Source organism: Micromonospora sp. DT229 (assembly GCF_049844505.1).
In the GTDB taxonomy this organism is placed as follows: Bacteria; Actinomycetota; Actinomycetes; order Mycobacteriales; family Micromonosporaceae; genus Micromonospora.
In genome coordinates, this window is record NZ_JBNCLD010000001.1 from 186,009 (window position 1) to 199,886 (window position 13,878).

Genomic DNA, 13,878 nt, shown 5'->3' on the forward strand with positions numbered 1-13,878 from the left:
GAGTCAGGTCGACTCAATCGGGAGGCGTGGTGCGGCGTAACGCGGCCCTGTTCGTGACCATCTCCGTGTTGTCCGGCTTCGGCGGCAGCGCGATGGCCCTGGTCGCCGGCATCTGGATTCTCGACCTGACCGGGTCCAGCGGGCTCGCCGCGCTCGCCGGGCTCTGCGTGTACGCCCCCACCCTCGCCGGACCGTGGCTGGGCGCCCTGGTCGACCGGCTGCCCCGCCGAGGGCTGCTGATCGCTACGAACCTGACCCTGGCCGCCGTGCTGCCCACCCTGTTGGCGGTGCACGGTCCTGCACAGCTGTGGCTGCTGTTCACCGTCTGCGCGGTGTACGGCGTCGGGTACGTCGTCGTCGACGCCGGGGAGAGCGCCATCCTGCCGGCCGCGCTCTCCCCCGCCGAACTCGGGCACGTCAACGGTTGGCGGTCCAGCGCCCAGGAAGGGGTCAAACTCGTCGCCCCGCTGGCCGGGGCCGGCCTGTACGCCTGGCGGGGCGGGCACCTCGTCGCGCTGCTCGCCGCCGTCCTGCCGCTGCTGGTGGCCGTCGGGTACGCCGCGTTACGCCTGACCCCGACCGAGTCGGCCAGCGTGAGGCGACGTGGTGCCGCCCGCGCCGGTCTCGCCGTCCTGTTCGGTTCGGCGTCGATCCGTCTTCCGGTGGGCCTCGCCGCGACCGCGATCGGCATGCAGGCCCTCACCACCGCCGCCGGGTACGAGATCGTCACCGTCGAACTGGGCCTACCGGCGACCTTCCTCGGTGTGCTGCTCAGCGCGCAGGGTGCCGGCTCGGTCGCCGGCGGGCTGGTCGTCGGCCGGCTGATCACCCGGTTCAACCCGACCACCGTGGCCGTCGTCGGCACAGCCCTGTTCGCGGCGAGCTGCCTGGGTCGCTGCGTACCGTGGTGGCCGGCCGTGCTCGCCGCCTCGGTGGTGGCCGGTGTCGGGCTGCCCTGGACGCTCGTCGCGGCCGTCACCGCGGTTCAGACGCACAGCCCCGACGAACTGCTCGGCCGCGCCGCCGCGACCGCCAACACGATCATGTTCGGGCCGATCGCACTGGCCACGCCGCTCGGTGCCGCCGCCGTACTGCTGGGCGCCCGGCCACCACTCGTCCTGGCCGCCGCCGTCTGCCTGACCGCCGCCGTGGCCACCGGCCGGCTCTCCCGGCCCGACCGGCCCCGATCCGGCCGGGCCGGCACGCGGTCACCGCGGCCGGCACCGACCGGAGCCTGAGCCGGCGCGGCCGGCTTCAGTTGGTCTTGCGGGCGACCACGGCGTACTCGGAGACGGGGGTGGTGTCGTTGCCGTCCGGCCGCCACTGGGAGCAGGTGACCAGGCCGGGTTCGAGGATCTCCAGACCGTCGACGAAGGCGGCGATCTCCGCCGGGGTACGCACAGCCATCGCCGCACCGCCGCCGGCCCGCCACGAGTCCATCGCCCGATCCACCGCCTCGGGGTTGACCTCGCGGGTGGGGTGGGAGATGACCAGGTACCCGCCGACGGGCAACGCCTCGACCAGACGTCGCACGATCCGGGTGGCCTCGGCGTCGTCGACCACGAAGTTCAGGATGCCGAGCAGCATGACCGCCACCGGCTGGGTGAAGTCCAGGGTGCGCCGGGCCTCGGCGAGGATGTGGTCGGGCTGGCGCACGTCGGCGTCGATGTAGTCGGTCGCGCCCTGGGGGTCGCTGGTGAGCAGGGCACGCGCGTGCACCAGCACCATCGGGTCGTTGTCGACGTAGACGACCCGCGTTTCCGGGGCGACCGACTGGGCCACCTCGTGGGTGTTGTTCGCGGTGGGCAGGCCGGTGCCGATGTCGAGGAACTGCCGTACGCCGGCCTCCCCGACGAGGTGTCGCACCGCCCGGCCGAGGAACTCACGGTTGAACCGGGCCGACTGCACCAGCTCCGGCATGTAGGCCAGTACCTGCTGGGCGGCCTCCCGGTCGGCGGCGAAGTTGTCCTTGCCGCCGAGCAGGTAATTCCACAGTCGAGCGGAGTGTGGAATGTCGCTCTGGATGGCGGCGCTGAGCGGGAATGCGTCGGTCACCTGGGCTCTCCGATGTGCGCTGGCACGGCTTCGTCCATGTGGGACGGTAGCACTCACAGATCGACTGCGGAGCAACCGATGATCCACCGACAATCGGCAGAACGGCGGGTGTCCGGGTGGACACCCACCGTCAGACTTCCTGAAACCGACCTCTGCTCCCACCACGAATGGGCGGCAGGCCGCAGACGAGACGGAGTGGTCACCCATGGGCATCTTCAGACGGCGTAGGCAGGTGCCGGAGCAAATACCGGAGCTACCGCCATACCCGCCACCACCACCCACTCTGGCACCGGGCGACCTGGCGGTCGCGCAGCAGGTGGTCCGGGCCTTCCTCGCCAGCCTCGGCGACGACGATCGGATGAGTACGGCCGCGGCGGCGGTGGTCCAGGCCGGCGGGGGCGTCACCGGTATCGAAGAACTGGTGCGCAACGTCAGCCGGATCTACGAGACCGGCGACCTCGGCTTCGACCGGCCCTGGCGCTGGCTGGCCGTGGTCACCGCCGAGGCTCGGCAGCTCGGTGACCTGGTCCTGGTCGCCGACATCGCGTACTTCGTCCACCTCTGGGACACCCGGCTGCGCAGCCGGAGCGCCTCCGGGGAGGCGATGATATTGCTGCAGTCCCCGCCACCCGACGCCGTGCGGGAGATCTACCCGATCGCCTTGGCCGCCCTGGCCGAGGTCGACCCCGACCACGTCGTGGCGGACGGCACCGGCGGCATCAGGGTGGCCGCGCTGCGGACCGGCATCGCCCACCGCATCCTGGACGCCGACCCGCCTTACCCCGTCGAGACGCAGACCCAGGCACAACAGCTCGTGGAGAGCTGAGCCGAGGCGCCGATCCGGGGCCGGGGGGCGCCGGCCACCCGGCCCCGGATCGGACCCTCCCAGCAGCTACAGGGTGCGGGCCAGGCGGTCGGCGAGGATCCGGGCGAACCGCGACGGGTCCGTCAGGTCACCGCCCTCGGCCAGCAACGCCGTACCGTACAGCAGCTCGGCGGTCTCCGCCAGGGAGTCGTTGGCGCCATCCTGCTCGTACGCCTTGCGCAGCCCGGTCACCAGCGGGTGACCCGGGTTGATCTCCAGGATCCGCTTGACCTTCGGCAGCTCCTGACCCATCGCCCGGTACATCTTCTCCAGCGTCGGAGTCAGGTCGTGGGCGTCACCGACCACGCAAGCCGGGGAGGTGGTCAACCGCGACGACAGGCGTACCTCCCGGACCGAATCGGCCAGCACCCCGCCCATCCAGGTGAGCAGGTCGGCGTACTCGGTGCGCTGGCGCTCCCGCTCCGCCTCGGCCTCGGTGCGCTCCTGCTCGGTGTCCAGGTCCACCTCGCCCTTGGCGATCGACCGCAGCGTTTTGCCGTCGTAGCTGCCGACCCGCTCCACCCAGACCTCGTCGACCGGGTCGGTGAGCAGCAGCACCTCGTAGCCCTTGGCCCGGAAGGCCTCCATGTGCGGGGAGTTCTCGATGGTGGCCCGGTTCTCGCCGGTGGCGTAGTAGATGTCGCTCTGACCCTCCTTCATCCGGCTGACGTAGCCGGCCAGGTCGGTCAGCTCCGCCGGGTCCTGGGTGGAGGCCACCGACAGGATCTCCAGCAGGGTGTCCCGGTTGTCGGTGTCGTCGATCAGCCCTTCCTTGACGGCGGCACCGAACTCGCTCCAGAAGGTGCGGTACCGCTCGGGCTGCCCGGTCTTGAGGTCCTTGACGGTGGCCAGGACCTTCTTGACCAGCCGACGGCGTACGGCCCGGATCTGCCGGTCCTGCTGGAGGATCTCCCGGGAGATGTTCAGCGACAGGTCGTGGGCGTCCACGACACCCTTGACGAAGCGCAGGTAGTTGGGCATCAGGGCGTCGCAGTCGTCCATGATGAAGACGCGCTTGACGTACAACTGCACACCCCGGCGGCCCTGCGGGGAGAACAGGTCGATCGGCGCGTGCGACGGGATGAACAGCAGCGCCTCGTACTCGAAGGTGCCCTCACCCCGCATGTGGATGGTTTCCAGCGGGTCGGCCCAGTCATGGCCGATGTGCTTGTAGAACTCGTGGTATTCCGCCGGCTCCACCTCACCCCGAGGGCGCGCCCACAGCGCCTTCATCGAGTTCAGGGTGACCGTCTCGGTGGTGGCCTCGGCCCCGTCGGTGCCCGGACGCTCGACGGCCATCCGGATCGGGTGGGCGATGAAGTCGGAGTACCGCTTGACGATCTCCCGGATCGTCCACTCCGCGGTGTAGTCGTGCAGGTTGTCCTCGGCGTCGGCCGGCTTGAGGTGCAGGGTCACCGCCGTACCCTGCGGCGCGGTGTCGAGGGCGGCGATGGTGTAGGTGCCCTCCCCGGTGGACTCCCACCGGGTACCACCGCTCTCGCCGGCCCGGCGGGTGGTCAGCTCGACGGAGTCGGCGACCATGAACGCCGCGTAGAAGCCGACCCCGAACTGCCCGATCAGCTCCTGGGAGGCCCCCGCGTCCTGGGCCTCGCGCAATTGGCGCAGCAGCTCGGCGGTGCCGGACTTGGCGATCGTCCCGATGACGGAGACGACCTCCTCGCGGGTCATCCCGATGCCGTTGTCCCGCACGGTGAGGGTGCGGGCCTCCCGGTCGACCTCGATGGTGATGTGCAGGTCATCGGTGTCGACGGCGAGGTCCTTGTCGCGCAACGCCGCCAGGCGCAGCTTGTCCAGCGCGTCGGAGGCGTTCGAGATCAGTTCGCGGAGGAACACGTCCTTGTTCGAGTAGATCGAGTGGACCATCAGCTGCAGCAGCTGACGGGCCTCGGCCTGGAACTCCAACGTCTCGGCCTGATCGTTCACACCTTGTTCCTTTCTCTGCTCGTCAGCCACGACGGCTCGCGGAAAGGATACGAGTCGTCGCTGTCCGCGTGCGGCACCGGCCCACCCCGCCGGCACGCCCCCGGGACAGCCGGGGACGGGCCGGTGGACGAAGGGTCAGCGACCCCGGCCGTACGTGCCGGCGAGCACGGAGACACCGACCGCGGCGAAGGCGATCTGGATGAACAGTTCGATCCAGTCGATGCCGCGGGTGTCGTCCACGCCGAGCAGGCCGGCGACGAGGGTGCCGAGGAGCGCGGCGACGACACCGATCGCCAGGGTCAGCAGGATGGGGATGCGCTGCCGTCCCGGCACGACGAGTCGACCGAGGGCACCGATGATCAGACCGATGATGATGGCGGTGAAGAAGCCGGTGATTTCCACGAGAGCCTGTCCTTCCCGACGGTTACCTCTGGCGAGAGTGGTGCCCCAGCGTGCCCGCAGGGCAAACGCCGGAGACCTCTCACCGTCCGTTTGTGTCGCAACCGTCATGGTCTCGCGGTGAACCCGTCATGGAATCCTCACCGTGGGGTGATCAGGAGCGCGTAGTCGGCGCCGGTGAGGGGATCGGGTGACAGTGAGTGGTCCCCCCGGGGGACGCTCAACGGGGCGCCGTCACGCAGGAAGACCACCGTGTCGACGTCGGCGCGGGCGGTCAGCGTACAGACGATCTGCCCGTAGGCCAGCATCTCGTGGGTGCTCCCGGTCTCGGCGACCGTGGCGGTGACCGTGACCCGGGCCTGCCGGTCGACGAGCTCCACCTCGGCGTTGCTCAACGCGCCGGTCAGCGCGTTGGTCAGGCCGTCGTCGCGCTCCGCCTGGGTGGGCCCGGCCAGCAGGTCCCGCAACTGCACCTCGACCGCGGGCACCTCGTCGATGCGGCGGGTCACCGGCACCAACCGGTCGTCGCGGGAGAAGTAGAGCACCTCGGTCACCGCGCCGGTCTCCGCCGTGGTCGGGGCGGCGGTGGCGGTGGGCGGCAGCGGGCCGGGGGGCGGGGTCACCACACGAGGCCGATCCTCACCGGGCACACCGCAGGCGGCGACCAGGGCTAGCAGCACGGCCGCCACGGCGACTCCGGCCCGGTTTCCGGTCATGACACACTCCCGGGCAGGGTGACCCGGAACCGGGCGCCACCCTCCGGGCGGTCCCCGACCGAGGCCCCGCCGCCGTGGGCGGCGGCGTGCTGGGCGACCAGCGCCAGCCCCAGGCCGGTGCCGTCACCGTCGCCCCGGTAGTTGGCCGCCCGGCCCCGGACGAAGCGGTCGAAGATGGCTTCCCGGTCCTCCACCGGCACCCCCGGTCCCTCGTCGTCGACCTCGACGATGCCGGTGTCGCCCGTCCGCGACAACTGCACCCCCACGGCACCGGCGCCGTGGCGTTCGGCGTTGTCGAGCAGGTTGGTCAGCACCTGCGCCACCCGGCGCTGGTCGACCCGCCAGGTCGCCGGGGTGTCCGCCGCCACCTGCACGATCGTCTCCGGCAGGCCCCGGTCCCGGCAGACCTGGCGGGCGACTTCGGCCACGTCCACGGGCTGCCGGTGCACCGACTGGTCGCTGCGGGCCAGATCCAGCAGATCGTTGACCAGTTGCTGGAACCGGTCGATCTCGTCGGCCACCAGCCGGGCCGCGGTGGCGGTCCGCTCGTCCTGGTTGTCCCGACGCCGGGACAGCACGCTGGCCGCCGCGGCCAGGGTCTGCAACGGGGAACGCAGCTCGTGGCTGACGTCGGCGGCGAAGCGCCGGTCCCGGTCGATGCGCTGGGCCAGTTCGTCGACCATCCGGTTGAAGGAGGTCGACAGCCGGTTCAGGTCCGGATCGGTGTCCGGTGCCAGGCGGGTGGTGAAGTCACCGGCGGCGATCCGCTCGGCGGCGTTGGCGACCGCGGTGAGGGGACGCAGGCCGTGCCGGGTGGCGTACCAACCCAGGGCCGCTCCAGAACCGGCCACCATGATCGCCACGGCGGTCAGCGCCAACGCCAGGACCTGGAAGGTCTGCTCCAGCTCCCGCAGGGAGGCGATCTCGTAGAACGATGCCGACTCCGACAGCGGCACCCCGACCAGCAGAACCGGCTGGTCGTCGACGCGGATGCGCTGCACGGCCGGCTCCCCCGCGCTGACCAGTTCCCGCATTCGCCCGGGGATCGCGGCGGTCAGGCCGTTGTCGGCGGCCCGGCCGTACCAGTCGCCGTTGAGATGCAGCACCGCCCGCCGGCTGGTGCCGGTGTCCAGGGTTCGCAGGGCCTCTCCGGCATCCGGGTTGTCGGTGTCGAGTCCGGCCCGGACCACGGCGGCGTCGTAGTAGGCCGCCCGCAGCACAGCGCGTTCCCGCTCATCGAGCAGGGTACGGCGGGTCAGCTCGTAGGAGACCAGAGCCATCGAGGCCGACAGCAGCAGGGCACCGACGGCGAAGGCCGTGGTGACCCGGGCGCGCAGTCCTAGACGTCTCATCGTTGCAGCTTGTAGCCGAGCCCGCGCAGGGTGACCAGGTGTTTGGGGTTGGCCGGATCGGCTTCGATCTTCTGGCGCAGTCGGCCGACGTGCACGTCGACCAGCCGCTCGTCCCCGCTGTCGTACCCCCAGACCCGGCTGAGCAGCTGCTGCCGGGACAGCACCCGCCCGGCGTGCTCGGCCAGCTCGCAGAGCAGCCGGAACTCGGTGCGGGTGACCGCCACCGGCTCACCCGCCCGGCGTACCTCCCCGGCCTCGGGGCTGACCTCCAGCTCACCGAAGACCAGCACCGGCACCGGCTCCTCCACCGGGCTCACCGTGCGGGCCCGCCGCCGCAGGGCCCGCAGCCGGGCCGTCAACTCCTTGATCGCCACCGGTTTGACCACGTAGTCGTCGGCGCCGGCCTCGAGGGCGGCGACGATGTCGTGGGTGTCGTCCCGGGCGCTGACCACCACGATCGGCACGTCGTCGTCGCGCCGCAGCTGACGGATGCACTCGAAGCCGTCGATTCCGGGCAGCATCAGGTCGACCAGGACGTAGTCGGCCGGGGTCCGGCGCTGCACCCGCAGCCCCTCCTCGGCGGTGGCCGCACCCTGCGCCTGGTAGCCCTCGTCCTCTAAAGCGAGCAGCAGGGCCAGCCGGATGCGGTCGTCGTCCTCGATCACCAGTACCGCTGTCATACCGGGAATCATCCCCAAGCCCTCGCCGACCGACCAACCACCACCGCCGCAAGGGTGTTTTGTCACGCAACTGTCATACGTCCGCGCAATGCCCGCCAACCCCGCTGGGCAGGGTGAGACCAACCTGGGGAGCGCCGGAGAGGGGGCAGCGACGTGACCACGCCACGACGCCCCGAGTGCACCGTGCCGCTGGTGGAGGTGGCCATCACCGAGTTCGACCTGGCCTGCCTGCCGGAGACCGGCGCGGTGTTCGACCGACTGCTGGCCCTGCAACCCCAGCAGGTGATCGTCGACTTCTCCGGCTGTCGACACATCGACGCGGCCGGCATCGGGTTGCTGCTCGACGTACACCGCCGACTGGTCCGCACCGGTGGGGTGCTGTCGATTCGCGATCCCAACCCCCGCATCACCCGCATCCTGCAGACCGCCCGGCTGGACCAGATCCTGTCGGTGCACACCGGCGACGGGGCAGCCTCCGCCGTGACCGCCGACCCTGGGGCCGCGTCCGGTGACCCGGCCGGGGGTGCCACCGGCCATCCGAGGGTGTACGGCCGGGCGGCCGTCACCGCGCGGAACTGAGCCGGCGGACCCCACCACTGCCAGGACGAGGAGCAGCATGAACATCCCCGGGATCGTCGTAGCCGTCGCCGTCGGCCTCACCGCCGGTGTGCTCGGCCGATTCATCGTTCCCGGCCGGTCCAACGTCCCGATCTGGCTCACCATGACCATCGGGGCCGCCGCCGCGCTGCTCGGCGCCATCAGCGCCTGGCTCCTCGGGTTCCGTGGGCTCACCGTGCTGGGCCTGATCGGCCAGGCCGGTCTGGCCACGGCCGGCGTGGTGATCGTGCTGGCCACCGCCGGCAAGGAACACTCAGACTCCCGCTGAGCGCGCACCGGATCCATCCCACCGCCAAGGCACGAGATCCCTGTCCCGTCCCCTCGCACCGCCAGTACCGGAGAGGAAACAGGATGACCGTCGTACCGGACGACAACCTGATGACCCTGATCTGCGACATGTGCGGCGACACCACCACCGGCATGGCCGCCGTGCTGCCCGATGCCGAGGTCGTCTGGACCCTGGTCTCCGATCACGGTTGGAGCGGCTCCCCGTTCGCCACCGGTCCGCACCGCTGCCCACGGTGCAGCACCCTGCCACCGGGTGGCGGGACCGATGAGTCCGGTGCCGGCAACGGTGCGGAGGTGGCGGTGCTCACCGGCACGGCCGCCCTGAGCGCCGAGGCCGCCGAGGAACTGCGTGCCGCGCTCCGTGCGGCCGTCGGCCTGGCCGGGACGGTCGTGGTGGATCTGGCCCGGGTGCAGGTCATCGACTCGGTCGGGCTGGGCCTGCTGGTCCGCGCCCACCGGGAGGTACGCGAGCGGAGCCAGCACCTCTGCCTGGCCGCCCCGTCCCGCTTCATCCGTACGGTGCTGCACACGATGAAGCTCGACGGGGTCTTCCCGATCTTCGCCAGCCTGGACGAGGCCCTGGCCCAACTCCGCGCCCAGGATTCCGCCGCGGGTGAGGTCGTACGGGTCGACGTGACCCCGGCCGAGGCCGTGCGGGCCCGCTCCGCCGGGCCCCGCAAAGCCCCCGCCCGCCGCCCGGTCACCCGGATCACCGTCTGAGCACTCCGGCGGGCCACGGCGCCCGGTCACCGGTGCGAACCTTTCCCGGCCGGTGTTGAACCGATCCACTTCCGTTGCCGTACCTGATGGCGAAGGGAGTGGCCCATGAAGCGCCTGACCCCGTTGCTCACCCTCCTGTCGGGGGCGGTGACGGCTGCCGTGCTGTTCACGATGAGTGCGCAGGCATCACCGCCGCGCACCCAACCGAGCGCAGACAGCGCCCCGTCGGCTGTCGCCGCGCCACCGCAGGACGAGGTGGACGTCGATGACGAGGCCCCGGTGGACGAGGAGCAACCCGACCCGGACAACAGCAGCCCGGCCGATGTCCCGCCGGACGACGGGTCGGAGGAGCCGCCGGACGGCACCGAGGCCCCCTCGGTCGAGCAGAACTGGATCGGCCAGCTGGAGAACGGCGCCACGATCGCCATCACGGTCAAGGGCGGCAAGGCCGAGGCGTACGTGTGTGACGGCCGGAGCATGGAGCTGTGGTTGTCCGGCACGGTCCGCGACGGCAAGATCGAGTTGACCGGTAAGGACGCCAAGCTGACCGGCATCATCCGCGGTGACAGCGCCAGCGGCGAGATGATCGTCGGCGTCCGGCGCTGGAAGTTCACCGCCCGGCCGGACGACAAGAAGGCCGACGAGCCGGTCGTCAAGTCCGGCGGGGGCACCGCCCCGGCGATCTACCGCGCGTCCGAGGAGGTCCGCAAGGCCGGCATCGACGGCGGCTGGATCATGCTGCCGGACGGTACCCAGATCGGCATCGTCACCTGGAACGGCAAGCCGATCCCGGCGCCGCCGCTGGACCCGGCCTTCTTCAGCACGGTGGTCAACGACGTCACCATCGTCGCCGAGCCGGTAATCCCCGGAGGGCCGTGATGTCCCAGCACCGTCAGGGCAATGTGCGTACGGTGCCCCGTCGCCCGCCGGCGCCCGACGTCGAGGTGATCCGCGAGTTCGGCCCGCCGCCGAGCGAGTCCCGACGACGTCCCTCCATGGTGGTGCCGTTGGTGGTCGGGGCGGGGGTGGCGGTGGCCCTGGGGGTCTACGGCCGTACCCACACCCCGACCGGCATCGCGGTCAACGTGGCCGGCTTCTCCTCACCCCTGACGGTGAAGGTGTGGCTGGGTACCGGTGCGGCGTTCTTCGCGGTGGTCCAACTGCTGTCCGCGTTGTCCATGTGGGGCCGGCTCGGCGTGTTCTCCCCGTCCTGGGCCGGCGCCGCCCACCGCTGGTCGGGGCGGATCGCCTTCCTGCTGACCGTACCGGTCGCGGTGCACTGCCTGTACGCGCTCGGCTTCGACGGCTACGACACCCGTACGCTGATGCATTCCCTGCTGGGTTGCTTCTTCTTCGGTGCGTTCGCCACCAAGATGCTCACCCTGCCCAAACGCGGCCTGGCCGGTTGGGTGCTGCCGGTGGTCGGCGGGGTGGTCTTCGTCGCCCTGATCGGCATCTTCCTGACCTCGTCGGTGTGGTACTTCACCACCTTCGGCATCCAGTTCTGATCTTCGAAAGGCAGAGATGAACCACGAGCAGGCCGGCTGTTGCCGGTCGCGACGGGCGTTGTTGGCCGGCACCGGCGCGGCGGGAGTGGCCGCACTGACCGGCTGCGCGACGTACGGCCAGCCGGCGGCGGCACCACCACCGGCCGCCGCACCCGGCGGCAGCACCGCTCCCGGAGGCAGCGCCGACCCTTCCGGATCCGGTGCCCCGGACGACAGCCCGGGTCCACCGGCGTTGGCCACCCTCGCCGACATTCCGGTCGGCGGGGGTGCGATCTTCGCCTCGGCCGGGGTGGTGGTCACCCAGCCCACCGAGGGCGACATCAAGGCCTTCTCGGCCACCTGCACCCACCAGGGCTGCACGGTCACCTCGGTCGACGGCGGCGTCATAACCTGCGCCTGTCACAACAGCGTGTTCGACATCGCCGACGGCTCCGTACGCAGTGGACCGGCCCGGGCACCACTGCCGGCCGCGAACGTCACCGTCGACGGTGACGCCATCCGGCTGGCCTAGACGCGGCCCACCCAGGCCCGGGCCGCGCGGGGCCGTCCGGGAGGACCACTGTTTCCGGACGGCCTCTGCCCCACCCGGGGGCGGGTGGGGCAGAGGTCCCGGCTCACCGGGTCAGGACGCCGCGCAGGTGAGTGCGCCCGGCACGTCCGATCCGCTGCCGGTCAGCCCGAAGGTGGTGCTGGCCGAGGCGGCCAGTTGGCCGTTGTAGGGCTCGTTGCGCACCGTCACCGAGGTGCCGGAGGTGGTCAACCGGCCGTTCCACAGCGAGGAGATGGTGGTGCCGGCCGGGGCGGTCCAGCCGACCGTCCAGCCACCGATCGCCGTGGTGCCGGGGTTGCGTACGGTCACCTCCGCCTGATAGCCGCCCTGCCAGGAGTTGACCACCCGGTAGGTCGCGGCGCAGCCCTGGTCACCACCACCGCCGTTGTCGGCCGGTGTGGTCAGGGTCAGCGGGGGCGAGGCCGCCGAGACGTTACCGGCCGCGTCCCGGGCCCGCACCGTGAAGGTGTAGCTGGTCGAGGCGGTCAGGTTGGTGGCGCGGTAGCTGGTGCCGGAGACCGTGACCACGCCGGCCCCACCGGAGCCGCTGGTGGTCCGCAGCACCTCGTACGAGGTGACGCCCACGTTGTCGGTGGAGGCGGCCCAGCTCAGCGTGGCGGCGGTGGCGGTCACCTCGGTGGCCGTGGGCTGGCCCGGCGCGGTCGGCGCGGTGGTGTCCGCCGGGTCGGGACCGTCCGCGTACCGCTCGGCGAGGCTGATGCCGGTGGTGGAACCGGCGCCACCGAGGCGCACCTGGTGATCGAGGCCGACGAACTTGCCGTTGTGCTGCCACAGTGCCGGCTTGAGCATCTGGTTGTACTTCGTCTCGTCCCAGCTGTTCCAGTCGTCGAGCAGCAGACCCCCGGTGTCACCGGAGTTGGGATTGAGGCACCAGAAGGTGTGGTGGATGCCGTTGTCGATCATCAGGTCGCGCAGCGCGGCCATCCAGCGGTCCTGCCGGGCGTCCTGGCCCAGCCGCCCGCCCCACTCCCCGATCAGCAGCGGGGCGATGTTCTGCTCGTGGATGTAGAACCAGTTCGGCCGCCACACGTCGTTGGTCAGCGACTCCCGGTCGAAGTCACCGGCGAACCAGGGCTGCTCGAACACCAGCGGTCCGTAGTCGTGCGGGGAGTAGACCAGCTGGTCCTGGTGGGCACCCAGGTCGACCGGGTGCTCGGCGACCCCGCGCAGGTTGCCGCCCCACCAGTTGTAGAAGTAGTTGGGGCTGCGGTCCGGGTTGGTGTTCGGCGAGTTCCAGGTGGCCCCGTCACGCGGGTAGACCTCGATGCCCTCGCAGAGGATCAGCAGGTTCGGGTTGATGGCCAGGATCCGCTTGCCGGCCGTCTCGCAGGCGTACTTGAAGTTGTCCTGGTCGGTGCTGGAGTCCCACTTGGCCCGCTGCGGGTCGTTGGGGGTGCCGTGCGGCTCGTTCTTGATGTCCATCGCGACGATGGTGTCGTTGGTGCGGTAGCGGGTCGTCACCCATTCCCAGCCCTGGTAGAACAGCTCCGAGGTGATGGTGCCCTTCCACCACACCGGGTAGGTGTGCCCGGAGTTGTCGGCCTCGGCGCTGTGCACGTCGAGCATGACCTTCAGGCCGTACTTCTCGCACAGTTGCAGCCAGTAGTCGAAGACCTGGAGGTTGTTCATGCCCTCCAGCTCCGGGTTGACGTAGGTGTTGACGTTCGGCCGGATCGCCTGGCCGGCCTTCCACTCCAGCAGCAACTGGGTGGAGATGGGCACCCGGACGATGTTGATGCCACGCTGGGCCATCTGGCGGGTGATGTTCTCGATGTTGGCCGACCACAGGCCGTGGAAGACCCGTTCGGTGGCGTTGAAGCCGAACCAGTTGGCCCCGGTCAGCCAGACCTGGTTGCCGTCCTCATCGACGATCTTGTTGCCGTCGGTACGCAGCCAGTCGTTGGTCGGGGCGGCGGCGCTCGCGGTGCCGGCCGTGGGGGCCGCCGAGGCGGCGGGCGTGGCGGCGGCCAGGCCCAGCAGCACCACGGCCGTGGTGGCGAGGGCCTGGAGTTTTCTCCGTGCGGACATGCGACTTCCTCTGTGGTGGGTGACGAGGAACGTCGACACAACGGCCCTGCCCGACAGACCGTGGGAGCGCTTCCACGGACACCTTATGCGGTCGTGGTCGGCAGCGGAAGTGGATGTCCGCCGTTTCGGCGCGA

The 13,878-nt window shown here is 70.8% G+C and carries 15 protein-coding genes; 8 read left to right on the forward strand and 7 right to left on the reverse strand.

Translation table 11 applies throughout. The features are described from left to right. Nucleotides 1-29: 29 nt before the first annotated feature. Nucleotides 30-1,238 (forward strand): MFS transporter, encoded by a 1,209-nt coding sequence (locus tag ACLQ2T_RS00915; RefSeq protein ID WP_425764066.1) that lies wholly within the window; start codon nucleotides 30-32, stop codon nucleotides 1,236-1,238. A gap of 16 nt (nucleotides 1,239-1,254) precedes the next feature. Here the strand turns inward: ACLQ2T_RS00915 and ACLQ2T_RS00920 are convergent, their stop codons facing one another. Then, nucleotides 1,255-2,055, reverse strand: coding sequence for an SAM-dependent methyltransferase (locus tag ACLQ2T_RS00920; RefSeq protein ID WP_425764067.1), 801 nt, complete (start codon nucleotides 2,053-2,055; stop codon nucleotides 1,255-1,257). A gap of 205 nt (nucleotides 2,056-2,260) precedes the next feature. Between ACLQ2T_RS00920 and ACLQ2T_RS00925 the strand changes: the two genes are divergently transcribed. Further along, nucleotides 2,261-2,881 carry a hypothetical protein gene (locus ACLQ2T_RS00925; RefSeq protein ID WP_425764068.1) on the forward strand — a complete coding sequence of 207 codons (621 nt, stop codon included), beginning with the start codon at nucleotides 2,261-2,263 and terminating at the stop codon, nucleotides 2,879-2,881. Between the two features lie 66 nt (nucleotides 2,882-2,947). On the opposite strand, the gene htpG is transcribed toward ACLQ2T_RS00925, so the two are convergent. From htpG to ACLQ2T_RS00950, 5 genes are all read right to left on the reverse strand, one after another. Beyond that, nucleotides 2,948-4,864, reverse strand: a complete 1,917-nt coding sequence (htpG, locus tag ACLQ2T_RS00930) for a molecular chaperone HtpG (protein WP_425764069.1) — start codon at nucleotides 4,862-4,864, stop codon at nucleotides 2,948-2,950. Nucleotides 4,865-4,999: 135 nt separating this feature from the next. After that, the gene (locus ACLQ2T_RS00935; protein WP_425764070.1) at nucleotides 5,000-5,266 is read right to left on the reverse strand and encodes a GlsB/YeaQ/YmgE family stress response membrane protein; all 267 of its coding nucleotides are present in this window, start codon (nucleotides 5,264-5,266) and stop codon (nucleotides 5,000-5,002) included. 137 nt (nucleotides 5,267-5,403) lie between these two features. Beyond that, nucleotides 5,404-5,979 carry a GerMN domain-containing protein gene (locus ACLQ2T_RS00940; RefSeq protein WP_425764071.1) on the reverse strand — a complete coding sequence of 192 codons (576 nt, stop codon included), beginning with the start codon at nucleotides 5,977-5,979 and terminating at the stop codon, nucleotides 5,404-5,406. Then, entirely contained in the window at nucleotides 5,976-7,331 is a 1,356-nt protein-coding gene (locus ACLQ2T_RS00945) for a sensor histidine kinase (protein WP_425764072.1), read from the reverse strand. The genes ACLQ2T_RS00940 and ACLQ2T_RS00945 overlap by 4 nt, the downstream gene beginning before the upstream one ends. Then, nucleotides 7,328-8,011 (reverse strand): response regulator transcription factor, encoded by a 684-nt coding sequence (locus ACLQ2T_RS00950; RefSeq protein ID WP_425764073.1) that lies wholly within the window; start codon nucleotides 8,009-8,011, stop codon nucleotides 7,328-7,330. Before ACLQ2T_RS00950 ends, ACLQ2T_RS00945 begins: the two co-directional genes overlap by 4 nt. A gap of 153 nt (nucleotides 8,012-8,164) precedes the next feature. On the opposite strand from ACLQ2T_RS00950, the gene ACLQ2T_RS00955 reads away from it, so the two are divergent. From ACLQ2T_RS00955 to ACLQ2T_RS00980, 6 genes are all read left to right on the forward strand, one after another. Then, nucleotides 8,165-8,590, forward strand: coding sequence for an STAS domain-containing protein (locus ACLQ2T_RS00955; RefSeq protein ID WP_425764074.1), 426 nt, complete (start codon nucleotides 8,165-8,167; stop codon nucleotides 8,588-8,590). 37 nt (nucleotides 8,591-8,627) lie between these two features. Continuing rightward, a complete protein-coding gene (locus tag ACLQ2T_RS00960; protein WP_425764075.1) occupies nucleotides 8,628-8,897 on the forward strand; it encodes a GlsB/YeaQ/YmgE family stress response membrane protein in 270 nt (89 codons plus the stop codon). 83 nt (nucleotides 8,898-8,980) lie between these two features. Further along, complete coding sequence (locus tag ACLQ2T_RS00965) at nucleotides 8,981-9,637, forward strand: STAS domain-containing protein (protein WP_425764076.1); 657 nt, start codon at nucleotides 8,981-8,983, stop codon at nucleotides 9,635-9,637. Between the two features lie 105 nt (nucleotides 9,638-9,742). Next, nucleotides 9,743-10,516 (forward strand): hypothetical protein, encoded by a 774-nt coding sequence (locus ACLQ2T_RS00970; protein ID WP_425764077.1) that lies wholly within the window; start codon nucleotides 9,743-9,745, stop codon nucleotides 10,514-10,516. 116 nt (nucleotides 10,517-10,632) lie between these two features. After that, nucleotides 10,633-11,145, forward strand: a complete 513-nt coding sequence (locus ACLQ2T_RS00975) for a DUF6529 family protein (RefSeq protein ID WP_425764404.1) — start codon at nucleotides 10,633-10,635, stop codon at nucleotides 11,143-11,145. Nucleotides 11,146-11,161: 16 nt separating this feature from the next. Beyond that, nucleotides 11,162-11,656 (forward strand): Rieske (2Fe-2S) protein, encoded by a 495-nt coding sequence (locus tag ACLQ2T_RS00980; RefSeq protein ID WP_425764078.1) that lies wholly within the window; start codon nucleotides 11,162-11,164, stop codon nucleotides 11,654-11,656. Between the two features lie 111 nt (nucleotides 11,657-11,767). Here ACLQ2T_RS00980 and ACLQ2T_RS00985 read toward each other — a convergent pair whose 3' ends face one another. Then, nucleotides 11,768-13,744: a cellulase family glycosylhydrolase gene (locus ACLQ2T_RS00985; protein ID WP_425764079.1), complete on the reverse strand. Its 1,977-nt coding sequence runs from the start codon at nucleotides 13,742-13,744 to the stop codon at nucleotides 11,768-11,770. Nucleotides 13,745-13,878 lie beyond the last annotated feature (134 nt).

What these genes read in the sequence shown, in the direction of transcription:
- ACLQ2T_RS00925 (WP_425764068.1), top strand. Translation starts at nt 2,261, where the DNA reads ATGGGCATCTTCAGACGGCGTAGGCAGGTGCCGGAGCAAATACCGGAG.
- ACLQ2T_RS00940 (WP_425764071.1), bottom strand. Translation starts at nt 5,979, where the DNA reads ATGACCGGAAACCGGGCCGGAGTCGCCGTGGCGGCCGTGCTGCTAGCC.
- ACLQ2T_RS00945 (WP_425764072.1), bottom strand. Translation starts at nt 7,331, where the DNA reads ATGAGACGTCTAGGACTGCGCGCCCGGGTCACCACGGCCTTCGCCGTC.
- ACLQ2T_RS00950 (WP_425764073.1), bottom strand. Translation starts at nt 8,011, where the DNA reads ATGACAGCGGTACTGGTGATCGAGGACGACGACCGCATCCGGCTGGCC.
- ACLQ2T_RS00960 (WP_425764075.1), top strand. Translation starts at nt 8,628, where the DNA reads ATGAACATCCCCGGGATCGTCGTAGCCGTCGCCGTCGGCCTCACCGCC.
- ACLQ2T_RS00965 (WP_425764076.1), top strand. Translation starts at nt 8,981, where the DNA reads ATGACCGTCGTACCGGACGACAACCTGATGACCCTGATCTGCGACATG.
- ACLQ2T_RS00970 (WP_425764077.1), top strand. Translation starts at nt 9,743, where the DNA reads ATGAAGCGCCTGACCCCGTTGCTCACCCTCCTGTCGGGGGCGGTGACG.
- ACLQ2T_RS00975 (WP_425764404.1), top strand. Translation starts at nt 10,633, where the DNA reads ATGGTGGTGCCGTTGGTGGTCGGGGCGGGGGTGGCGGTGGCCCTGGGG.
- ACLQ2T_RS00980 (WP_425764078.1), top strand. Translation starts at nt 11,162, where the DNA reads ATGAACCACGAGCAGGCCGGCTGTTGCCGGTCGCGACGGGCGTTGTTG.
- ACLQ2T_RS00985 (WP_425764079.1), bottom strand. Translation starts at nt 13,744, where the DNA reads ATGTCCGCACGGAGAAAACTCCAGGCCCTCGCCACCACGGCCGTGGTG.